The organism is Geomicrobium sp. JCM 19038 (assembly GCF_000698125.1).
GTDB lineage: Bacteria > Bacillota > Bacilli > Bacillales > Marinococcaceae > Geomicrobium_A.
This window is the reverse complement of sequence record NZ_BAXA01000019.1, coordinates 14,069-36,321: the sequence shown is the minus strand read 5'-3', so window position 1 is coordinate 36,321 and position 22,253 is coordinate 14,069. Positions and strand designations below refer to the sequence as shown.

Genomic DNA, 22,253 nt, shown 5'->3' with positions numbered 1-22,253 from the left:
GTCCTCCCTTAGTGAATCTTAAACTTTGTATCTAGCATTGTTGACGATTTCACTAAGAGATATACCAATTATGCTTCTTTATACATTTGTGGAACCCACTTTTGCATTGGGATCTTCGCCCAACGTGGCGTATTCCGACGTATCTTCGTTACAACAACGGTCATGTCATCATCAATCTTACCGTCGCTAACACGAATGACTTCTTCTAATAATAAATCTGACATCGTCTGAGGATCTTCCGTCTCCATCTCAGAAATGATTCGTCTCATCCACCTTTCTTTGTTTTCCACATGCTTCACCCCATCGAACATTCCGTCACTCATCATAATTAATAAATCTTCATCTTGCATACTTCTTGATACGACATCAAAATTAGCTTCCGAAATAATGCCCATCGGCAAATTACCAGATTCAACAGAAGAGACTTGCCCACCTCGTTTAATGAAACTTGGCATAGAGCCGATTTTTATAAATGACGTATCTGCCGTTTGCAAATCAATAATCGTTAAATCCAGTGTTGAAAACATCTCTTCGTCTGCACGAAGTGAAAGTACAGAATTCATGGATTGAATCGCTACTTTCTCATCGATGCCTGATTGCAATAAATTTTCTAATAATTTTAGTGTTGCTTTGCTCTCATCGTGCGCTTTTTTGCCGTTGCCCATGCCATCACTTATGGCAACTGCAAACTTCCCGAATCCAAGTTGCATCGCAGCATGATTGTCCCCCGATAACCACGCACCGCCTTGTGCAACAGTTGCCGCTCCTGAGTCAACTGTATAGGTCTTTGCAGAAACGAAATTCATTACTTTGCCGTCCTCCACATCCTCGTCATTTTCCGGATCGACGATAATGTGGTCATTTAAGATCCCTGATAACATCGGCGCAATTAGCTTTTCCGCTTCTTCCCTACCTACATCTTCCCCAAGTTCAATTTCTACTCGCACGTCACGAGGCGTCAAGTTATAAACATCGACTTGACCGATATCAATCCCTGCTTCTTGAATCGCTTCGTGAATTTGTTCCTCTTGACTATCGTGTGTTTCTTTTTCCTTTTGAATTTCTCGCGCAAATTCCCCCATCACTTGCGATACCCCTTGCAACTGATCAGCAACAAGCCTTCTGCTTTCTTCAAGTTGCTTAGCATACGTTTTGCGAAGTTCATGAGGTCCCCACTGTTCTTTCATCGTTTTAACAATTCGATCAGGATAAATACAATGCCGCTTTAGACGGTCATAAGAGCCTTTTTGAACATCTCCTTGTTCAATATCTGTCATAACGTCTTCCATTACATCATAGGTTGTATCAAAACGCTCTGCCCAACACGTCTCTTTACGGAAACACTTTTGACATGTACTTGCTGTAATCGTCGCTAAGAACCGATCACCTTCAAGGTCTTTCTCATTTGTATACGTCGTTTCCCGATCATTTGTAAAACTAGATGATAATGTCTGAAAAAGATCTGAAAATCGCTCAACACGCGCAGCTGTAACATCCCTAATCTTACGCATATACCGCTGTTGTTCCTTCGAATGTTCGGTCGTCCCAGGTACATACTTCGCCATATATTGAATGGCACTTTTTGGCGTCAGCAAAAATAACGCAATCGCTGCGACCGACTCCATGACAGTAATTCCTGCACTACTTAGTCCTTGTCCATATAATGCAATTAACGCTGTACCGACAAGTAGACCTGCACTGACCCCAATTTTATTACCATCTTTAAGAAGCCCGCCAAGAAGACCTGCAAATGCGAGTAAACTCATCTGATACAAGTTCACAACGGCGGCCAAACTCAAAACGAGACCCGTGACAACACCGACAGTTGCCCCAATCGTTGCGCCTCCTGCCAACGCAAACAATAAAACTAAATACCGAGCAAGAATATGTTCTGCACCTAGGCCGTAAATAACCCAACCAATCGCCCCTGTCATGACCGATGCAATAAGAATGATAAAACAGATAATCTCTTCGCTTTTTAACGAGCGTTGTTTTCTTTTATGTGTAATAAGAGGCAGGCTTTGTAAAAAGATCATCGTAAGCATTAGTGCAAGACCTGCTTCGATCGCACCCATCATCCAATGGTATTGAGTGACCGTCCCCATGCTTACATATGTGATTGCTATTCGTGTTAGAAACGAAGTAACCAATACAGCAACTGGCAATGCCCAACGCGTTTGTATCATTAATGTTTTAAACAGCTTGTACAAAACGAGAAAACCGACCATCCCGATCAGTACATGAGGCAAGTTAAAGGTTAAGCCCCAAATCGTTCCGACAAGTATAGCAGTTGCAGCTAGTAATGCTCGATTCTTCTTTAGAACGAAGACGGCTGCGAAAAAGGGTAATGCAAACGGATATAAATCCGATAAGATTGCAGCTCGACCGAGCATGACCCCAACGATAAATAACAAGACGCCCCATTTAAGAAAAACAAGTTCCGTTCCTTTCTCGAATTTACTCATGAGTTGCATCCATCTCTGTTTTAGAGGAATGAACCCGTCTGTTCCAACTGTGACTCTTGCAAATGTTCCCTGGCCCGTCTCTTTATGAATCATCTATGCCCACCACCGTTTTGTTTTTCTTGGTGATGAGTATATCGAGGTTTTGATGCAGTGTTTGTCAGAATGACGACGACGTAAAAAAAATCGTTCGACTCTTTTCTTGAAAGAACAGAAATCATTGTTCCTTAGCCTTTTTGTAATCATAAGTGATTGTTATGCTCACAAAAATTCGCCATAATCATCAATCATTTTCCGACAGAAGCTACAAAAACAAACCTCTAAACCGTGCGAAATAAAGCGAACGACAAAAAAACCATGTTGCTCGCAAGCAACATGGTTAGATTATCATATAAATGGTAGCGGCGGAGGGAGTCGAACCCACGACCTCACGGGTATGAACCGTACGCTCTAGCCAGCTGAGCTACACCGCCATTTAACAAGACAAGAGTTATTATATCGACTACATAAAGTAAAGTCAATGGTTAACCGAAAAATCTTGTAAGAATAAAATAGGCAGATCAGGAAAGCTCCTGTTCTGCCTTTATTTATACATCTATTTGAGACGAATCACCATGTCTCTGTTTGCAGAAGGGATCTAACTACTTACGGCCACCGCCTTTTCGGTTGTCGCTCTTCTTACGCAAGGTTGAGAGATTCTCCTCACTATCTTTTAAGAAGCGGCTCATCTTATCTTCAAATGAGAGTGTTTGCTCACGCTTCTTAAACCCGCCTCCTTGATTACGACGCGGCTTCTCTTCTTTTGGTCGCTCTGTTGCTTTACGAATTGAAAGCCCAATCTTCCCGTCGCTTTCAATCTTTAGAACTTTAACCGTTACTTCATCGCCAACCTTAATGAATTCCTTAATGTCTTTCACATATTGATCAGCGACCTCACTAATGTGAACGAGTCCTGTTTGACCTCCTGGTAAATCTACAAAAGCGCCAAAGTTTGTTACACCGGTGACTTTCCCTTGATACTTGCTGCCAGCTTCAATCGACATTGGTGAAACGTTCCTCCTCATATTTTCTTAAACCATACGATAAACGTATGTAGATAAAGCTTACACGATTACTATTCTATGTTGCAAAGGTTACTTTGTGATTAGTCGTCTTCCTCATCTTCTTCTTCTTCCTGATCGTCATGACTCTCAGGAACCTTAAAAATCGTTTCACCTGGTTTAGTTAAGTATAAATCGCGCCTCGCAACTTCTGCAATATAATCAATATCATTATAATTGACAATATCTTGCTCGAGCTTCTTTTGTTCTTCCATTAACTCAGCGTACCGCTCTTCAAGTTGCTCTTGTTCTTGATCATTAGCGTCAATCATTGACTTTTGAGAGATAAGCCCGACCGCTGCAAACACGATCACAAACGCACCAACGATTCCAATAAAAATAAGTCTTCGCTTTAATCCTCTACGACGTCTTTCTTCTCTCATTTGCAAACGCTTTTGTTCTTTGTCAAATGGCTTGTCCTTATGAATGGTCGTTACTTTTTCTCGATCGTTTGATTTCGGCATGTCGCACCTCTCTCTCATCATATGAGAAACGCAATGAGAGGATTGCTAGGAATCCTCATCATCACTTTTTTTCGAGAACCAACGAATCAATCGTGAGTACATGGCTTTTACTTGTTTAACAATTTTCGGACCTTGTAAAAGTAAATACACAGGCCGAATAAAGAAAAACAGAAGTTTACTTAATTGAATCACACTCCACTGGACAATTGTCAAGAGAAAAATTGCTATTTTGGAAATTAGTTTATATAAACCGAGGATGGGTGTGATGATTAAGACGTAAATCGTTTTCTTTATTGCCATGATCAACCATTGTACCATTTGAATGATTCGTTCGAGCAATCGCAAAAAGAAAGGACGTACCGTATGCCAATACGTTACAAACCCTAGAATAATCGCAATAAAAATGTAAATTCTAAGCTCTCCAAAATTCATATAAAACAGCAGATAGAAAACGAGTAGAGCCTGTACAATCCAGAAAGCTAAATCCATTACTGCCTGTGTCCACTTCGAACGTAAAAGCAAACATCGGTGATACACATCTAGCTGGATCGCAATGGCAGAACCTGCAGCAATCATAGCGAAGAAGGTTTGGAACTGTACAACGAGTGTCACTTAAATAACTTCCCAAACAAGCCTTTTGGTTTTCCTGATCCACTGCTATCTACGTAGATCAAATCATCCACCTTCCCTACGATTGAAACGATGCCTTCTTCAACATTCAGATTCTTCATATGCAAGTCATGGCCTCGAACGGACAAAAAACCCATTACAGTCTCTAATAGAAACTCTTCACTATCAAAACTTTGGACTTCTTTCACTCCACTAATCTCGAGAAGTTTACGACCTTTCATAATCACTTCATGATCACTATTCGTGCTGTTTTGATACCGTTGATTCGTGACATATTCAGACATATCGATTCCTCCTAACATAATCCACTCGTTGTCTTATCTTATGCCTCGCCGAATTAAAAAAGAACAAGCCATTCCCCACCACTAAAAAAGAAGCCCTATATTATAGAGCTTCTTTAAAGTACACGTTTATCAATCATCGTGATAGACTTCTTCAATTGTCGTATACATCAGTGCGGCTTCATTCTTTTGAGCCGCACTGTTAACCGATTCGATCTTCACACGAAGTGTCTTTTTTCCAAAACGAATGGACACTTCATCTCCTGGATTCACTTCAGTTCCAGCCTTAGCAGCATGACCATTTACCGTAATACGGCCTGCACCTGCAACTTCCTTCGCTACAGTACGCCTTTTAATAATGCGTGATACCTTTAGAAATTTATCGATTCTCACTTATTCATCCTCACTTTCTCTCTCCAATTGCTTTGCCTCGTCCCAAAAGCGGTCCATCGCTTCTAGCGATACGTCATTCATCGTTTGTCCTTGTTCTAATAAACGCTTTTCAATGTGCATAAACCGCTTTTTAAATTTCGTATTCGTCATCTGCAATGCTTCTTCAGGTTGTAATCGATAAAACCGAGCAAGGTTAACGACAATAAACAGCACATCGCCTAATTCTTTCTTAATGTCTGATTCGTCGTGTTGTTCGCTAATCGCTTCTTTCCACTCACGAATCTCTTCTTCGAGCTTTTGCCACATCGGCGCTGCTGTTTCCCAACTAAACCCTACTTTTGCAGCTTTCTTTTGCAATTCATAAGAAACCATTAGTGCAGGCATCGATTTCGGAATTCCGGTAAGCTCCGATTGGTCGTTTTCTAGGCCTTGCTTTTCTTGCTTTTTAATTTCGTCCCAATTCGTGACGACGTCCTCGCTCGTTTCAGCAGTAGCTGTTGAGAAGACGTGTGGATGTCTACGAATCATCTTATCTGTAAGTGTCTTAATTACATCATCAATCGTAAAGTACCCTTCATCTTCACCAATTTGGCTATGAAGCATCACTTGCAACAACACGTCACCAAGCTCCTCAATAAGATGATCATCATCGTCTTCGTCGATCGCTTCTAGCACTTCATACGCTTCTTCTAGCAAGTATTTTTTGAGCGATTGATGTGTCTGTTTACGATCCCACGGGCATCCGTCAGGGCTTCGTAATACGTGAATCACTTCTCGTAGACGACGGAACGTATGACGTGTTAGCTTTTCTTCGCGCACCGGTGGTACGTAGACGACAGCTAAGTTTGAGGTTTCTTGGAACGCCCGGTCCAACTCATATAGAGGCATTTCTACAACCGATTCCCCGGCTCCACCAGCTTCTTTTACAATTCTTACACGGTAATCATCTGGCAGCTGCTCCATTAACGAAAGTTTTACGTTAGAGGCTGTAAAGAAATCGTACACTTGTGTCAAAATCAAATGTTGGTTCAATGACCAATCTGAGCTAGAAAAGCTTGTCGCATCAAGAAGCTGAAAACCTTCACTAGGATCCATTCGTAACGCTGTAAAAACTGGATCAAGAAAGCTTTGTCCGCCCTCAATTTGAAGCTGAATAACACCTTGTCGTTCCTTTTCTAGTAATCGTTGTACGGTTTCTTCAGCAACAAGTGGGTGACCTGGCACAGCATATAAAACCGGTTCATCTTGACTTGATGCTTCGTTAACTAAACGCTCAACAATGGCTTCGTATACCGGTTGGAACGTATCATGTGCCTCATACACATCATCAAATGGGTGGATCGTTAGTCCTTCTAGCTCCAATTCCTCCATTACCGGGTGTGCTTTCGTTCTTACATACAATTTATTTGAATTTTTTAATCGTTTATACGTTGAAAGTGTCATTTGGTCGAGCGTCCCCGCTCCTAAGCCAAATACACAAATTGTTGGTAAATTCACCAATGACAACTCCTCGTTTCTCTTGCTTGTCTATGTTATTATATCATAGGCAATACCTCTACAATCTAGAAGCTTTACACATCATTTATTAATGGGGGAATGAGTTTTGGCTAACTTAAAACGTTATGTCGCTGGCTTCGCAGGAGCCACAGTACTTCTTGCAGGTTGTTCATCAGATCCTGGTGCAGTTGAAGAAGGAAGCGACGGAGGTACATCAACAGGTAGTGCTGGAGGAGACCAATTTGTGTTAGCGCTCTCTTCAGACATTGTGTCTTTGGATCCGCAAGAAACAACAGATGTTCCATCATCTCAAGTTTCGACAAACATTTATGAAAACTTGCTAGAGCATGACAGTAACATGGAACTTCAACCTGTACTTGCAGAATCGTACGAAATGGTTGACGATTTAACGTGGGAATTCCAGATTCGTGAAGGCGTTACATTCCATGATGGTGAAGAGTTGAATGCAGATGCAGTTGTTAAGAACTTCGAGCGTCTATTAGATCCAGACAACGCCAAACCTCGTGCAAACATGTTTGAATTAGTGGAAGAAATTACAGCAATTGATGAGTATACAGTAGAATTTACAACGAGTGAACCATTTGCACCACTTGATGCACATCTTGCTCATAGTGCAGCAGCAATTATTAGTCCAGCAGCCATTGATGCAGATGAAAGTGGAGATGCACTGTTAAGTGTTAATGCAGCAGGTACAGGTTCTTTTGAACTTGACGAGTGGGTTCAAGGTAATGAAATTCGTTTAAGCAAAAATGAAAATTACTGGGGCGAAGAAGCTCAAGTATCACAAGTAACACTCCGTGTTGTTCCTGAACAAAGCACGCGTATTGGAATGCTTGACCAAGGTGAAGTGCATTTTATTGATCAAGTAGAATCCGCGAACTCAGGCATTGTTGACGACATGCAAAACGCAAGTCTTCTTACACAAGAACAACTTGGGTTTGAATACATCGGCTTTAACACAGATGTTGAGCCTTTTGATGACCCTGATGTTCGTCGTGCAATCGCAATGGCTATTGATTCAGAAGTGCTTCTTGAAGGCCTTTATGGTGGGTTTGGTTCAGTTGCATCAGGTCCATTAAGCGAGTACACATTCGGATATAGTGAAGATACACAAGGAATTGAATACGATCCAGAAGGCGCGAAAGAATTATTAGCAGAAGCGGGTTACGAAGATGGCTTCTCTGCATCGATTCTTACAAACGATGCAAACCCTACACGTATTCACATTGCAGAAGTTGCTCAAGACTACCTTCAAGAAGTTGGAGTAGATCTTTCAATTGAAATGATGGAGTGGGGAGCATTTTTAGATGCCACTGACCAAGGAAATACAGAAATGTTCGTTCTTGGATGGTCTACTGTAACAGCTGATGCAGACTATGCTTTACACCCTAATTTCTATTCTGGAAATCATGGTTCTCAAGGAAACTCAACATTTTACGATAACGAAGAAGTCGACACATTATTAACAGAAGCTCGTAGCGAATCTGATAATGATGCTCGTGCAGACCTTTATGCACAAGCAGAGCAAATCATTATTGAAGAAGCTCCTATGATCTTTACTGTTCATAATGACTACATCACCGGTATTGCTGACTCTGTAGAAGGGTTTAACCACCTAGCTACAGGCATTTATGACCTAAGTGAAGTTTCAATCAACGAAGAAGAAGCAGGATATTAATTCCGAGTTTATGACCCATCTGTACTTTTGTATAGATGGGTTTATTGTGTTCTTTCGAACACTCCTATATAATCTGAATAAATAAAAAACTGAGGTGTTTCCAATGTAAAACAACCACCCGTCCATATGGAATTCAATGAAGGGGGTTATCCAATGTGAATCACTCCTTTTCTTCAGTAAATAACTGATTAGAAAAGGAGGCTTACGTTTTCGTGCATTGGAATTTTGTTTTTTTAGTCGCGGGCAGAGCTTGTCATCAATCGGGATTTGTGCTATTCATAGTAGCTCTCATGCACGTAATTTATATAGAAACTGCATCAGCTTTATTCATGAGCTTTATTCCGGTTACGATTACTTTGGCCCGCTTCGGTGCAAATCTTATCGCTCCGTTACTGTTTGCTCGTTTCTCTTTAACGACAATTCTTATATTCGCTACGAGAACGAAAGTCTTACTTCTTGTGCTCGTCTTTGCATGCATATTCTATGATTTATTGTTTTTAGCCTATATTATTGTCTTTTTTGTATCGATGATGGACGCTTGGTTCGACCCGAGCAGCCAAGCGCTTGTACCGAGAATCATTGCTAAAGAAGAGCGCGTCCGTGCGAATAGTACGATTAGCCTCGTTAGTGAAGGTGTTGAATTTATTTGCTGGGCGCTAGGAGGTTTATTGCTTGCCTATGTTCATGCACCTTTTTTATTCCTACTCGTTGTGCTTAACGCCGTGTTCACCGCCGCTTCCTGCACCTTTTTACATCAACGAGTGAACAAGACGTTCGCGAACGACTGCGAACCAAAGAGCTGGCACACAGAGATGCGCCGTGGCTTCTCGGTAATGGTCTCGTCTCGCTGGCTATTGCATGCTGTATTGGCGTCATTTCTCACGTCATTCGCAAGTGTCGTATGGATTGCAGCAATCACGTACCTTTTTGTTGAACAAGTTCTTATGGTGAGTGAAGGCTGGTGGGGGTTTTTGAATGCAAGCCTGTTAATTGGGTTGCTCCTAGCGAGTCTCGTGTTGAGAACGCATCATTCCCTTATTCAACAAAACCAATCAAAGACGGTTTTTGTGGGGTTGGTTGGCACTGCATTGTTTACACTACTGTTTGCGTTAACCGTTGAGCCCTTTGTTGCGCTTCTTATCATTGCTTGTCTCGGGTTCTTTTTACAGCTAGAGGCCGTCGCATCACAGACGCTGTATCAAGAGCGAATCGACGTAAACGTTCTTCCTTACGTCTATGCTGCAGAAGGTACTGTTGCCATGTTAGGGTTTGCACTAGGCTCCTTGCTCGTTGGCTTTTCAGCGGACCATTTGCATTTAATGTTTATCTATTTGATCTCAGCACTGCTCATCGTTTTGGCTAGCTTTCTTTGGTTTAGAGCTTTTAAACAAGAATGGCAAAAATAAATGAAATAAATCCCTCCAAAAATTTGGAGGGATTTATTTATGATGTAAGTACTTCATATAAGTGCTCTAAATCATGTTTGAGATGTTTCTCCATCATAGCGCTTGCTGTTTGCGCATCTCGTTCTTTTAAGGCTTTAAAGATTTGTCGATGTTCATCCTGAATATGCGTAGCACGCCCACTTCCTTCAAAGTTCATGACTCGACAGTAAAAGATTAAAGCCTCAATTGTACTGAGTTGTCTCGCTAAGTATGGGTTATGACTACATTGAGCGATTTCTTGGTGGAACTTTTGATTCCAATCAATAATGCGTTCGTCATCGGCTTTATCACGAATCAGTCGATCAACTTCATCTAGAATATCTGAAACAACCACTAATTCTTGTTCACTTGCGTGTTGAACTGCCAATTCAACTGCTAATACTTCAAGCGCAATTCTAAGCTCATAAATGTGCTCTACGTCGTTTACCGTTAGCGAGTAGACGACAAATCCAAGCTTCTCATCGGCAACAAGCAAACCATCCTTCTCAAGCAATCGCATTGCTTCTCGAATCGGTGAACGACTAATACCCATTTCTTTTGAGAGCTGACTCTCATTTATTCTGTCACCAGCACGGTACGTACGATCATAAATGCGTTGCTTGATCTCTCGATATAGTTGGAGATAATATGGAATTGGTTTATCAATCTTTGCAGCGCACATGCCATTCACCTATCCTTTAATCGATCGACAATGCATCGAGTCCGTTATTCAACCCAATGATAACGCTACGGTTTCTAATTGTTTACGTTTAAATCTATAAAAACCGGGAAAAGGTTCTTTAACGTTAGAAAAGCAGACCACGATGACAATGGCCTGCTTTCCGTAGGTTATGATATTTGGGGTGAATCGATATGTTACTTACAATGATAAAGGAACAGCCGGAATCTGTAAAGGGATACCGGCTTATAAATTTAAATTAGTTCGGTATCATTGTTCCATTTGTCTTGCTAAGAAACCTGCCGCTGTTTCAATAAGCATTCGTGCCACGCTTTCTTCAGGTGGTTTTTCTTTTGAAATCATCACAACAGCTCCGATTGGATCACCGTTTGCAATAATTGGCGCAACAACATAACCTTCCATCGTATCTCGATGATCACTCACTAAGTTATACTCACCGTGTTGAAACTCCGCTTTCGTCGTTCGCGTATTAATCGCATCCTCTACGATTTCCCCAATGCTCTTGTTAGCATAGTCTTTTTTCGATCCACCAGATACAGCAATGTATGAATCACGATCTGCTACAAGAATAGGATGTCCTAGACTGTCGTAAAGTGCTTCCGCATACTCCTTTGCAAAGTCCCCTAGTTCAGAGATTGGTGAATACTTCTTTAAAATGACTTCGCCGTCTCGGTCGACGAAGATTTCTAATGGGTCTCCTTCACGAATCCGTAACGTACGTCTGATTTCTTTTGGGATGACCACTCTGCCTAGATCGTCAATTCGACGAACAATACCAGTAGCTTTCATTGGTGTGCCTCACTTTCATGTCGATGTACTATCTAATCAATGATGTTCCTTCTCTCATGACTGTTTTTAGTATCCGTAACCAAAAAAGAACTATTCACCCATAATAAAAAAAGTTTACCTTACACATCCTCATCCCGTAGATTACAGGGTTAATTCCATAAAAAAATGAAGCACTCCGTGATAAAGAGTGCTTCATTTGCTAAGAAACCGTTTTGGAAACGGTTTTCTTTTTCACTTCTGGTATTCTTGACATTAGCTTCTCAAGTAACGTTACATAAACGAGAGAACCCATGCGTTTCTTTTGGATATTGAGCTTAATTTGACTACCCTCTGTCCCAACGCCAACGTCTCGACCAAGCTCATTAACTAGACGGAACAATTCAGCACCATCGATGTTATTCGATGCTTCTTCAGTAAACAAGATTGTGCATTTACCGCCTGATTCAGAAATTGAAGCAACACCTTCTTGTAAACTATACAATTTAATCGTTGCAATCGAGAAGAGCGCTCGCACTTCATCTGGATATTCGCTAAATCGATCCATCATCTCATCTTGTAGATCGGTTAGCTCATCAAACGTATTGATCCCTTTGAAACGCTTATACATTTCAATCTTTTGTTTTGGATCATGAATGTACGTCTCAGGAATGTACGCTTCAACTTTAATATCCAATGGAATGTCTTCGGCTTTTAGTTCACGCTCTTTGGTGCCTCCTTTATACTTACGCTGTTCAATTGCATCTTTGAGCATTTGTGAATACATATCAAAGCCGACGCTATCGATATAGCCGTGTTGTTCAGCTCCAAGCAAGTTCCCCGCGCCTCGAATGGATAAGTCACGCATTGCGATCTTAAATCCTGAACCGAGCTCTGTAAACTCTTTAATCGCTTGTAGACGCTTTTCCGCCACTTCAGTTAGAACTTTATCACGTTTATACGTAAAGTATGCATATGCAACGCGATTTGAACGTCCAACTCGACCCCGGATTTGGTAAAGCTGACTTAATCCCATTTGATCGGCATTGTAAATGATGAGTGTATTTACATTCGGAATGTCTACACCCGTTTCAATAATTGTCGTCGTTACGAGAACATCTTTATGACCTTCTAAGAAATCAATCATCACTGATTCTAACTCACGCTCATTCATTTGGCCGTGTGCATAGGTGACGTCAGCATCTGGTACGAGCATTGAAATCTGTTCTGCCATCTGCTCAATGTTATCGACACGGTTGTACAAGAAATATACTTGGCCACCACGACTGATTTCACGCTCAATGGCTTCTTTTACGAGAGAGGCATTGTATTCCAATACATACGTCTGTACAGGGAAACGGTTTTCTGGTGGCGTTTCAATGAGGGATAAATCCCGTACACCGAGCATCGACATGTGAAGCGTCCGCGGAATTGGTGTCGCAGTTAACGTTAGTACGTCAATGTTTGAACGCAATTGCTTAATTTTTTCCTTATGGGTGACGCCAAATCGTTGCTCTTCATCGACAATCAGTAACCCTAAATCTTTGAACTTTACGTCTTTCGACAAAATACGATGCGTTCCAATGACCATATCCAAGCCACCGGTCTCAAGGGAACGGACATTTTCATTGATTTCTTTACGTGTTCTAAAGCGATTAAGTACACCGACGTTGATTGGGTAATCGCCAAAACGCTCTAAGAATGTATCATAATGTTGCTGTGCAAGAATTGTTGTCGGAACGAGAAGTGCGACTTGTTTGCCTGACATAATGGCCTTAAACGCTGCACGAATGGCTACTTCTGTCTTCCCGTATCCTACGTCACCACATAGTAGGCGGTCCATCGGACGCTCTTTCTCCATATCCTCTTTAATCTCTTCAATCGCTTTTACTTGATCTTCAGTTTCTTGATAAGGGAATGAGCTCTCAAACTCTCGCTGCTCCGCGCTATCTTCTGAGAACGCATGTCCTTTCGAACTTTCACGTTCTGCATAAAGCTTGATTAAATCGTCAGCAATGTCTTCTACAGACGACTGTACTTTCCGTTTAACTTTCTTCCAGTCTTGACCACCCAACTTGTAGATCTTCGGGTCTTTATCTTCAGAACCAACATACTTTTGAATTTGATCAATTTGCTCTACAGGAACGTACAACTTGTCATTTCCCGCATAAGAAATATGAACGTAATCTTGATTCATATTGTTTACAGACAACGTTTCAACGCCGAGGTATTTACCGATCCCATGACTAACATGAACGACTAAATCACCGACATTAAGTTCAGAGTAACTTTTGATTCGCTCAGCGTTCGATAACTTCTGTCGACGTCTAGCTTTTGTTACTTTTTTCGTGAACGTTTCACGCTCTGTTATCACAGCAAGATGCTCAAACGGCAGCTCAAAGCCATTGTGCAAGTCTCCCTGTACAATATATGCCTTCCCTTGGTCAAGGGGTTCGTCCCGAGAAACTGGAGTTGCTTCGATGTCATAATCTTGAAGAATCCCTTTTAGACGCTTTACACGATCGTCATCTGATGCAATAAAGACGATGGTGAAGTTTGCTTTCGACCAGCGCTCCACCTCATTTTGCAACACAGGCATTTGACCGTGGAATTGTTGCATCGCCTTACAATTGATACTTTCAACATTTGCAGGCTGAACACCGGGTACGCCACGTAAAAAGATCGAGAAATAAATGACAGATTGGTCGATTGACTTAATAATATCTTCATAATGCTTTGATAAACGTAAGTCATGGGGAGCTTCCCCTTGTTCAAGCATCGTCATGTGCCAATCCGACTCTTCTCGGTCCAAACGAACGGCTGTTTCTTGCACCCTGCTAATTTCGTCTACGAAAATTTTCGTTTCGCTCGGTAAATAATCAAGCATTGTTGCAGGCGTTTCATACATATACGAAATATACTTGTATAGTCCTTGGAAACGAATTCTTTCGTTAATTTGGTCAAGTTCAAACGATAACGATTTCTCGAGCTTATCCCGTGTTTCTTCATCGTTTACTTTTTTAAGGCTGCTTTGCATTTGTTCTGTGAGATTTTCAGCAGCTCGTTGCCATTCAACCTCAGTTAAGATTGTCTCTTCAGCTGGTCCAATTGTAATGTACTCAATTGCTTCAAGAGAACGTTGGTCTTCTGCATTGAAATAGCGCATCGAATCAATTTCAGTATCAAATAAATCAATCCGTAACGGATGTTCTTCAGTTAAAGGATAAATATCTATAATTCCACCACGCACACTAAATTCACCCGGCGTGGACGCTAGGTCTGCACGTACGTACCCCATTGCTTGAAGCTGAGCTAAAAACGCCTCAACATCTAAATCTTGACCAACATGCAACTCATATTGACTTTTTTCCCATCGTTCTTTCGGCGGCAGCAAGCGACGTAATCCTGCGATTGGGATAATAATAATTCCTTTGAAATCAGCAAAAAGCGCATTCATAACCTCAATGCGCTGAGATCTCATTTCTGGACTCGCTACAGCGATTTCTGAAGAGATCAATTCATTGACCGGATAAAGATAGACGTGATCCTCACCAATGAGATCACTTAAATCTTCCTGCCATTTTTGAGCCTGCAACAAATTGTACGTAACGAGAACTTGCGGCTTATGCCCCAACTCATAAAGACCAGACAATAATAATGTCTTAGCCGATCCGCTCAACCCCGTTAAAAGTTGCTCTTTTAATCCTTTTTCCAAACCATCTTTAATGCTTTGGATTTGTTGATTATTTAAGAGCTTATGCTCGATCGCTTTCATGAAGCCGATCCTCCCCTAATGATTCAAACTATTCTCCATTTATATGTCACTCGTTCATGTCCTTGTTCATCTTAATGGTACCAATGATCTTGCTCATGAACGCGCGGTGAAGATTGACTCATTTCATAGCACGTATCACATAGCGCATGTACGTGTAAATTCCCTTGTTCATCAGTCTCTAGAACTTCTTTCTTCTCTTGTTGATTGAGTACCGAAAAACCTAAATCATAGTCCATTGCCTCACGAGATGAGACTGTACCAAGTTCTGCGTTGCACTGCTTACAATGATAATAAACGACCATATTCTCTCCTCACTTTCTTACTACTAGTTTCAACGAGTAAGGAGAGCGCTATACCTATACCTCTTAATTGTGCTGATTCATGACGCGATCAAAATCATCGTTAACCCAAGTTTCACATGCACGTACAACATTTTCACGAGCATCTTGAATGTCATCCATTTCCCGTTTATCGAATTTCGATAGGACGTAATCGACAACAGCTTTTCCTTCTGGCGGACGATCAATGCCAATTCTTGCTCGGTTAAACTGTTTCGTCCCTAATTGATCAATTAGAGAACGGATTCCATTATGACCGCCATGACCACCAGATTTACGATATTTTACAGTACCTGCCGGTAAATCAAGGTCATCATAGACAACAAGAATATCTTCTGAATCAAGATCGTAGTAATTAGCAACCGCTCGAACGGACTCTCCAGAAAGGTTCATGAATGTAAGCGGTTTTAACAGAATTAACTTCTCGCCATCACGAATCACTTCAGTATATTCAGCCCTAAAGTTAGTATGCTTTTTTAGCTTTTCGCCCCAGCTCTTTGCTAGATCATCGATTGCCATAAAACCAACATTGTGTCTCGTTTTCGTATATTTTCTCCCAGGGTTACCTAGGCCTACAATTACCTTCAAGGATGTAACTTCCTTTCAGTTCATTTACTTAAACTGCGAAAAAAGGCATAACCGAGGGGCTATGCCTTGTCCTTCATTCGCTTTTCATTATTGTTCGCTATCGTCAGACCCTTCATCAGAAGCCTCATCGTTCTCTACAAGCTCAGGCTCGTCCGAAGCTTCTTCTTCAGTGCCTTCGTCTTCAAGAGTTGGGGCAAGAACTGCAACAACCGTTTCTTCATCATCGTTGTTGAATTCAAAGTTCTTTCCTGATTTCAAGTCTGAAACTGAAATTGAATCACCAACACCTAATTGAGAGATATCAACTTCAATTGATTCTGGAATTTCTGTTGGTAGTGCACGAACGGAAATCGTGTAAAGCATATGAGAAAGTACGCCACCTTCTGCTTCACCTGGTGCATCTCCAACAAGATTAACAGCAACATCTGCATCGAGCTCTGACTTCATATCGACTTCAAAGAAATCAATGTGTGTTGTGTTCCCTTTGAGAATATCATTTTGTAGATCGTGTACCATTACTTGATGCTTCTTACCATCGCCATCGACAAAAAGATCAATAATACCGTTACGTCCTGCTTCACGCAATGTCTTCATAAATTCGATGCTTGGTACAGAAACCGCAATGCTCTCGGTTTTCTTTCCGTAAAGAACAGCTGGAACAAACCCGTCAACTCTTAGCTTACGTGTTACTGAACGTCGTAAGTCATTTCTAGAATGTGCTTGTAATTTAGCCATTGTCTATAGTCACCTCATCGATTATTTTCACGTACATTACTGCTCATGCATCCTGTTAACGTTTGTACGTACGATAAACTCACCCTCTAAGGCTATATGCTAGCATGATTTGAACCCTCATGCAAATGATGCCCCTTTTCCTTAAAACAACGTACTCACTGATGTTTGCTCATGGACACGAATAATTGCATCTGCCATTAACGAGCCAATTGACAATTGAACGAGCTTTGGAATCTTCTTCTCTTCAGGCAAAGCAATGGTGTTTGTAACAACAACTTCTTTAATTTGCGAGTCTTCTAGCCTCGAAATTGCCGGTCCGGATAAAACAGGGTGAGTGGCACACGCGTACACTTCTTTTGCGCCGTGTTTCATAAGGGCATCTCCTGCTAGTTGAAGCGTACCTGCTGTATCAATGATGTCATCAATAATAATTGCCGTCTTGTTCTCAATATGACCAACAATGTTCATGACTTCAGCTTCATTAGGACGAGGTCGACGCTTATCAATGATTGCAATCGGTGCATCCATTAAGTCAGCCATTCTTCTTGCCCGCACAACACCACCATGATCTGGAGACACGATTACGAGATCTTCTAAGTTCTTCTCTAAAAAGTAAGAGGACAGAATTCTTGACCCTAGTAGTTGGTCAACTGGAATATCGAAGAAACCTTGGATTTGTGACGCATGCAAATCAAACGTTAATACGCGAGTCACGCCTGCCGTCTCCAAAAGATTTGCTACGAGCTTTGCTGTAATAGGCTCTCTTGAACGTGCCTTACGATCTTGTCTTGCATAGCCGTAGTAGGGAATAACCACGTTAATCGTTTTTGCAGAGGCACGTTTACAAGCATCGATCATAATTAATAGTTCCATCAAATGCTCATTTGCGGGTTCAGATGTTGATTGAATTAAGTAGACATCATCTCCACGAATACTCTCTTCAATGTTGATTTGTACTTCTCCATCGCTAAATCGTTTAACAGAACTCTTTCCCATTTCTACACCGATGTGAGAAGCAATCTCCTCAGCCAGTGCAGGATTTGAGTTCAATGTGAAAATCTTTAATGTTGAGTCAACATAGCTCATTGAACGAACCTCCTAAAGGTTATTTTTTATCGTTTTTGTTCATATAGCCCGTTTTATTCGTTTGTCTCGCTCTTGCAAGCGCTAAAGAATCACCTGGCACATCATCTGTAATGGTCGAACCGGCAGCTACAAATGCGCCTTTGCCGATCGTGACAGGTGCGACAAGGTTCGCATTACAGCCTATAAAAGCACCATCTTCAATCGTCGTTACGTGCTTTTCTTTCCCATCATAATTCACGGTTATTGAACCGCAACCAACATTGACGTTTTCCCCGATACTCGCATCACCTAAATAACTTAAATGGTTAGCTTTTGACCCTTTGCCAATGGTCGATTTCTTCACCTCAACGAAGTTGCCGAGCTTTGCTTCATCATGAATTGTTGATTCTGGACGAACATGTGCAAAAGGACCGATGTTAACGTCTCGACCAACTGTACTCTTTATAACGACCGATTGTTTAATCGTTGAATAAGAACCAATTGTACTATCTTCAATCTCTGAGTTTGGTCCGATTTCACTTCCTTCGTGAACAATTGATTTTCCACGAATAACCGTACCAGGGTGGAGGATCGTATCTGGGTGTAACTCTGAATCTGCCGAAACATACGTCTGATCAGGCGCAATAAACGTGACGCCTTGCTTCATCCAATGTTCATTAATCCGCTTTCGCATGACTTGCTCCGCCTGCGAGAGTGCTAAACGATCATTAACACCCATTGCTTCTGCGCCATCATGGGTTTCAAACGCTGCAACCCGTTCGCCTTCATTCTTTAAAATTTCTAATACGTCAGGAAGGTAGTATTCGTTTTGTGCATTTTCATTTGTGACTTTTTCTAAAGCAGCAAATAAGGCTTCGTTATCAAAACAATACGTCGCTGTGTTAATCTCAGAAATTCCACGCTCTTTTAGTGTTGCATCTTTATGTTCAACAATACGTAGGACATCGCCACTTTCAGGATCACGGATAATTCTTCCGAGCCCAGTTGCGTCATCTACGCGCGCTGTAAGTACCGTTACTTTCGCCCCGCGATCTTCGTGATAATCACTCAGCGCTTTCATCGTCTCAGCAGAAATCATTGGCGTATCTGCACTAATGACTAGCGTCGTTCCTGAACGATCAGCTAAGTGGGGTGCTGCTTGTTTCACAGCATGACCGGTTCCGAGCTGTTCATGCTGCCAAACAAACTGACAACGATCTCCTAGCGTTTCTTTGACTTCTTCACCTTGATGACCGATGACGACAGTCGACTTTTCAAAACCAGCCGATTGCACTTGTTCTAAGACATGTGAAATCATTGGCTTTCCACAAACTTGGTGTAAAACTTTAGGCAGTTTTGACTTCATACGTGTACCTTGCCCAGCAGCAAGAATAATTGCGTATCGGTTACTCATTCAAAGACCTCCGATTGAATTCATTATCCAAAAAGTACAGACGTCTGCACTTTAGTAATGACTTATGATCTTGTATGAATATATCTTATCTCGAGGGGTTTTTCAATCACGAAAAAAGACCCTGCACATCGTTGTGCAGAGCCTTCATGATTAAGAAGCACCCGCTTCTTCATACTCAACATTTTCATATTGTCCTTGACGCTCGTACTCATCCAACACTGCTGTTTGGATCTTCTCGCGTGTACGGGAAGAAATTGGGTGGGCGATGTCTCTAAATTCTCCATCAGGGGTACGCTTGCTTGGCATTGCCACGAACAACCCGTTGTTGCCGTCGATAACACGAATATCATGTACAACAAATTCCTGATCAAAGGTAATCGATGCAATGGCACGCATCCGACCAGCTGTATTGACCCTACGAAGTCTTACGTCTGTTACTTCCATCCTTTCACCACCTTCACTAACTCTTCACATCTTCATGTTGTGAGCGTTTTTATTTTGGCTCTGGGGAATATTTTTCCACATCAAGATTGCATATTCCTGCTTAATTTCTAAAAATATTTAATATTTGTTCGTTTAATGTTTTGAATCAAATCTAGAACGTCGTTTTTCACTGAGTGTTACGGATTACCAATGAAAAACATGGGCTTTTAGAATTACTAGCGTGACGAACAAAAAACGAACCGAAAGGTTCGTTTTATGCTTGCACTAGCGCAATCACTTCGATTTCAATGAGGACGTCTTTAGGAAGACGTGCCACTTCTACGCATGAACGCGCAGGCTGGTGAGTATCAAAATACTGTCCGTACACTTCGTTAATCTCAGGGAATTGATTCATATCTTTAATAAACACTGTCGTCTTCACTACCGATTCAAGCGTTGCACCCGCTTCTTGTAGCACGGCCTTAACGTTTGCCATCACTTGGTGTGTTTGCTCTTGAATACCCCGTCAACAATCGTCATGTCTTTTGTAAGGGGGATCTGACCTGAACTATAAAACATGTTATTCACGATGATTCCTTGAGAATATGGGCCAATGGCTTCAGGTGCTTCTTTCGTAAATACCTTTTTCATTGCTTTTCCCTCCAAGATCAACCTAGAATTTGAGATGTTTTGAGTAATTCCCTGGAACGGCTTTGATTTGTTTCGTTTTCTCGTTCACTTCTTCAAGTCGAACAAGCGAAATGTAATCATCTATAACTCTTTCATCTGTTGCAGCTTCAACGAGTACGGCAATACCAACAAGGTTAGCCTTCACCTCTTTTAATAGCTCTGCCATCCCTTGAGCGGTGCCTCCGCCTTTCATGAAGTCATCAACAATGAGCATGTTCGCTCCTTCGGATATACTACGACGTCCAATTGACATCGTTTGAATCCGATTTGATGAGCCTGATGCATAATTGATACTTACGACAGAACCTTCCGTTACCCGATGGTCTTTTCGAACAATACTAACCGGAACATCAAGGTGATTTCCAATCGCATAAGCGAGAGGAATTCCTTTCGTTGCCACAGTCATTACCCCATCCACTTCCCTTGAACGATAAATACCAGCGAACAATCGTCCAATATCATTCATAAATCGGGGTTGTCCAAGAATATCCATAAGGTAAAGGTACCCACCTGGTAGCAATCGACTAGCGTCCTCTAAACGTTCGCAAAGAGATTGAACAAGCTGCTCCCCTTCTTCTAGTGGAACCGCAGGCTCATAACGAACACCACCACTTGCGCCAGGGACCGTTGTCAAATAACCCATCTTCTCACTTTCAAAAATGGACTTAACGATCGTTAGATCTTCACTAATCGATGACTTTGCAGATTGGTAACGTTCTGCAAAGTACGTTAACGAGATCAATTGATTCGGATTTTGTAATAAAAAGTACGTCATATCAACAAGACGTCCACTTCTTTTTAGCTTTTTCATGACGACCTCCGAAAACACGAATATTTCAAGAGTATGATACCACTTTTATACGTATTTTCACAAGTAGCTTAGGAAATCGTTCGGACTGCATACACTTGATCACAAAATCCTCGCAAGGCATTGTAAACCCGGTGGACTTGCCCTTCGTTACGAATAAGGCCAAACACAGTTGGACCACTACCGCTCATTAAGGAGGCATCTGCACCTGATTCAAGCATACGCTCTTTAATTTGTAGTACCTCATGATGCAACGACATCGTCACAGGCTCCAAATCGTTATGGAGATGATGACAGATTTGGTTGTAATCTCCTGCAAGAATTGCTTGCTTAATCGTTTCACTTTTAGGAGCTGCAGCATTTGATGACATTTGAACCCTTCCGTACACCTCTCCCGTTGACACACCGATTGGAGGCTTGGCTAGGACGACCCAACACGGAGGGGGAGCAGGTAGCCGTTCAATCTTCTCGCCTCTCCCCGTTGCCTTTGCCGTACCACCGTACACACAAAATGCAACATCTGAGCCGATTTCTGAACCTAGAGCAGCCAATTGTGCTTTTGAAAGCCCTAAATCCCACATTTGGTTTAATCCTCGTAACACCGCTGCTGCATCACTACTGCCTCCAGCAAGACCTGCAGCTACGGGGATGTTTTTTTGGATATAAATCGTTACACCGGCAGCAATTCGAAATCGATCCTTAATTAAACGTGCGGCTTGGTAAGCGAGGTTACGGCTATCAGCAGGAATGTATCCCGCTAATGTTTGTATAACAATTTGTTGGTCATTTCGAATCGTTAAATCAATTCGATCAGCAAGATCAACTTCTGTCATAATCATTTCCACTTCGTGAAATCCATCCTCGCGTTTTGCCAGCACATCTAACGAAAGATTAATCTTTGCTGGTGCTTTCAGCGAACATTTCAACAGCTTTCTCCTCTTTCTCGCAATCTACACGAATTGTATTCCTTTATTTTAGTCGAAATACTTACCTATGTACAGG

At 41.7% G+C, this 22,253-nt stretch carries 20 protein-coding genes, 1 tRNA gene and 1 pseudogene; 2 read left to right on the top strand and 20 right to left on the bottom strand.

Annotation, left to right across the window (positions count from 1 at the left end; translation table 11 throughout):
* Positions 1-68 precede the first annotated feature (68 nt).
* From spoIIE to mazG, 8 genes are all read right to left on the bottom strand, one after another.
* Positions 69-2,558 carry a stage II sporulation protein E gene (gene spoIIE, locus JCM19038_RS18100; RefSeq protein ID WP_052361958.1) on the bottom strand — a complete coding sequence of 830 codons (2,490 nt, stop codon included), beginning with the start codon at positions 2,556-2,558 and terminating at the stop codon, positions 69-71.
* 300 nt (positions 2,559-2,858) lie between these two features.
* Positions 2,859-2,935: transfer RNA gene (locus tag JCM19038_RS18095), tRNA-Met, on the bottom strand.
* Between the two features lie 168 nt (positions 2,936-3,103).
* On the bottom strand, positions 3,104-3,505 hold the full coding sequence (locus tag JCM19038_RS18090; protein WP_042420653.1) for a S1 domain-containing RNA-binding protein: 402 nt from the start codon (positions 3,503-3,505) through the stop codon (positions 3,104-3,106).
* Between the two features lie 101 nt (positions 3,506-3,606).
* Positions 3,607-4,026, bottom strand: coding sequence for a septum formation initiator family protein (locus JCM19038_RS18085; RefSeq protein WP_042420651.1), 420 nt, complete (start codon positions 4,024-4,026; stop codon positions 3,607-3,609).
* A 45-nt stretch (positions 4,027-4,071) separates the two neighbouring features.
* Entirely contained in the window at positions 4,072-4,638 is a 567-nt protein-coding gene (yabQ, locus tag JCM19038_RS18080; RefSeq protein ID WP_052361956.1) for a spore cortex biosynthesis protein YabQ, read from the bottom strand.
* Positions 4,635-4,940, bottom strand: coding sequence for a sporulation protein YabP (gene yabP, locus JCM19038_RS18075; protein WP_042420649.1), 306 nt, complete (start codon positions 4,938-4,940; stop codon positions 4,635-4,637). The genes yabQ and yabP overlap by 4 nt, the downstream gene beginning before the upstream one ends.
* A gap of 129 nt (positions 4,941-5,069) precedes the next feature.
* Positions 5,070-5,330, bottom strand: coding sequence for an RNA-binding S4 domain-containing protein (locus tag JCM19038_RS18070; RefSeq protein ID WP_042360990.1), 261 nt, complete (start codon positions 5,328-5,330; stop codon positions 5,070-5,072).
* The gene (gene mazG / locus JCM19038_RS18065; RefSeq protein ID WP_373903348.1) at positions 5,331-6,830 is read right to left on the bottom strand and encodes a nucleoside triphosphate pyrophosphohydrolase; all 1,500 of its coding nucleotides are present in this window, start codon (positions 6,828-6,830) and stop codon (positions 5,331-5,333) included. It lies immediately after the preceding gene.
* Between the two features lie 103 nt (positions 6,831-6,933).
* Between mazG and JCM19038_RS18060 the strand changes: the two genes are divergently transcribed.
* Positions 6,934-8,526, top strand: coding sequence for a glutathione ABC transporter substrate-binding protein (locus JCM19038_RS18060; RefSeq protein ID WP_042420647.1), 1,593 nt, complete (start codon positions 6,934-6,936; stop codon positions 8,524-8,526).
* A gap of 212 nt (positions 8,527-8,738) precedes the next feature.
* Positions 8,739-9,932 carry an MFS transporter gene (locus JCM19038_RS18055; RefSeq protein WP_042420644.1) on the top strand — a complete coding sequence of 398 codons (1,194 nt, stop codon included), beginning with the start codon at positions 8,739-8,741 and terminating at the stop codon, positions 9,930-9,932.
* 37 nt (positions 9,933-9,969) lie between these two features.
* Here the strand turns inward: JCM19038_RS18055 and JCM19038_RS18050 are convergent, their stop codons facing one another.
* The 12 genes and pseudogenes from JCM19038_RS18050 to ispE all read right to left on the bottom strand — a co-directional run bounded on the left by JCM19038_RS18050 (position 9,970) and on the right by ispE (position 22,177).
* Positions 9,970-10,632, bottom strand: a complete 663-nt coding sequence (locus JCM19038_RS18050) for a GntR family transcriptional regulator (RefSeq protein WP_042420643.1) — start codon at positions 10,630-10,632, stop codon at positions 9,970-9,972.
* A gap of 267 nt (positions 10,633-10,899) precedes the next feature.
* Positions 10,900-11,439 carry a stage V sporulation protein T gene (gene spoVT, locus JCM19038_RS18045; RefSeq protein ID WP_042420641.1) on the bottom strand — a complete coding sequence of 180 codons (540 nt, stop codon included), beginning with the start codon at positions 11,437-11,439 and terminating at the stop codon, positions 10,900-10,902.
* 199 nt (positions 11,440-11,638) lie between these two features.
* Positions 11,639-15,190 (bottom strand): transcription-repair coupling factor, encoded by a 3,552-nt coding sequence (gene mfd / locus JCM19038_RS18040; RefSeq protein WP_042420640.1) that lies wholly within the window; start codon positions 15,188-15,190, stop codon positions 11,639-11,641.
* 71 nt (positions 15,191-15,261) lie between these two features.
* Complete coding sequence (locus JCM19038_RS18035) at positions 15,262-15,492, bottom strand: anti-sigma-F factor Fin (RefSeq protein WP_042420638.1); 231 nt, start codon at positions 15,490-15,492, stop codon at positions 15,262-15,264.
* Between the two features lie 63 nt (positions 15,493-15,555).
* Positions 15,556-16,116 (bottom strand): aminoacyl-tRNA hydrolase, encoded by a 561-nt coding sequence (pth, locus tag JCM19038_RS18030; RefSeq protein ID WP_042420636.1) that lies wholly within the window; start codon positions 16,114-16,116, stop codon positions 15,556-15,558.
* A gap of 87 nt (positions 16,117-16,203) precedes the next feature.
* Positions 16,204-16,851 (bottom strand): 50S ribosomal protein L25/general stress protein Ctc, encoded by a 648-nt coding sequence (locus JCM19038_RS18025; protein WP_042420634.1) that lies wholly within the window; start codon positions 16,849-16,851, stop codon positions 16,204-16,206.
* A 141-nt stretch (positions 16,852-16,992) separates the two neighbouring features.
* A complete protein-coding gene (locus tag JCM19038_RS18020) occupies positions 16,993-17,937 on the bottom strand; it encodes a ribose-phosphate diphosphokinase (RefSeq protein WP_042420632.1) in 945 nt (314 codons plus the stop codon).
* A 19-nt stretch (positions 17,938-17,956) separates the two neighbouring features.
* Positions 17,957-19,330 carry a bifunctional UDP-N-acetylglucosamine diphosphorylase/glucosamine-1-phosphate N-acetyltransferase GlmU gene (gene glmU / locus JCM19038_RS18015; RefSeq protein ID WP_042420631.1) on the bottom strand — a complete coding sequence of 458 codons (1,374 nt, stop codon included), beginning with the start codon at positions 19,328-19,330 and terminating at the stop codon, positions 17,957-17,959.
* A 150-nt stretch (positions 19,331-19,480) separates the two neighbouring features.
* Positions 19,481-19,774: a septation regulator SpoVG gene (gene spoVG, locus JCM19038_RS18010; protein WP_042420629.1), complete on the bottom strand. Its 294-nt coding sequence runs from the start codon at positions 19,772-19,774 to the stop codon at positions 19,481-19,483.
* Between the two features lie 253 nt (positions 19,775-20,027).
* Positions 20,028-20,404: pseudogene (locus tag JCM19038_RS18005) on the bottom strand (RidA family protein).
* A 22-nt stretch (positions 20,405-20,426) separates the two neighbouring features.
* Positions 20,427-21,254 (bottom strand): pur operon repressor, encoded by an 828-nt coding sequence (purR, locus tag JCM19038_RS18000; RefSeq protein WP_042420627.1) that lies wholly within the window; start codon positions 21,252-21,254, stop codon positions 20,427-20,429.
* Between the two features lie 68 nt (positions 21,255-21,322).
* Complete coding sequence (gene ispE / locus JCM19038_RS17995) at positions 21,323-22,177, bottom strand: 4-(cytidine 5'-diphospho)-2-C-methyl-D-erythritol kinase (RefSeq protein WP_042420625.1); 855 nt, start codon at positions 22,175-22,177, stop codon at positions 21,323-21,325.
* Positions 22,178-22,253 lie beyond the last annotated feature (76 nt).

What these genes read in the sequence shown, in the direction of transcription:
- spoIIE (WP_052361958.1), bottom strand. Translation starts at nt 2,558, where the DNA reads ATGATTCATAAAGAGACGGGCCAGGGAACATTTGCAAGAGTCACAGTT.
- JCM19038_RS18090 (WP_042420653.1), bottom strand. Translation starts at nt 3,505, where the DNA reads ATGTCGATTGAAGCTGGCAGCAAGTATCAAGGGAAAGTCACCGGTGTA.
- JCM19038_RS18085 (WP_042420651.1), bottom strand. Translation starts at nt 4,026, where the DNA reads ATGCCGAAATCAAACGATCGAGAAAAAGTAACGACCATTCATAAGGAC.
- yabP (WP_042420649.1), bottom strand. Translation starts at nt 4,940, where the DNA reads ATGTCTGAATATGTCACGAATCAACGGTATCAAAACAGCACGAATAGT.
- JCM19038_RS18050 (WP_042420643.1), bottom strand. Translation starts at nt 10,632, where the DNA reads ATGTGCGCTGCAAAGATTGATAAACCAATTCCATATTATCTCCAACTA.
- spoVT (WP_042420641.1), bottom strand. Translation starts at nt 11,439, where the DNA reads ATGAAAGCTACTGGTATTGTTCGTCGAATTGACGATCTAGGCAGAGTG.
- mfd (WP_042420640.1), bottom strand. Translation starts at nt 15,190, where the DNA reads ATGAAAGCGATCGAGCATAAGCTCTTAAATAATCAACAAATCCAAAGC.
- JCM19038_RS18035 (WP_042420638.1), bottom strand. Translation starts at nt 15,492, where the DNA reads ATGGTCGTTTATTATCATTGTAAGCAGTGCAACGCAGAACTTGGTACA.
- JCM19038_RS18025 (WP_042420634.1), bottom strand. Translation starts at nt 16,851, where the DNA reads ATGGCTAAATTACAAGCACATTCTAGAAATGACTTACGACGTTCAGTA.
- JCM19038_RS18020 (WP_042420632.1), bottom strand. Translation starts at nt 17,937, where the DNA reads ATGAGCTATGTTGACTCAACATTAAAGATTTTCACATTGAACTCAAAT.
- glmU (WP_042420631.1), bottom strand. Translation starts at nt 19,330, where the DNA reads ATGAGTAACCGATACGCAATTATTCTTGCTGCTGGGCAAGGTACACGT.
- spoVG (WP_042420629.1), bottom strand. Translation starts at nt 19,774, where the DNA reads ATGGAAGTAACAGACGTAAGACTTCGTAGGGTCAATACAGCTGGTCGG.
- purR (WP_042420627.1), bottom strand. Translation starts at nt 21,254, where the DNA reads ATGAAAAAGCTAAAAAGAAGTGGACGTCTTGTTGATATGACGTACTTT.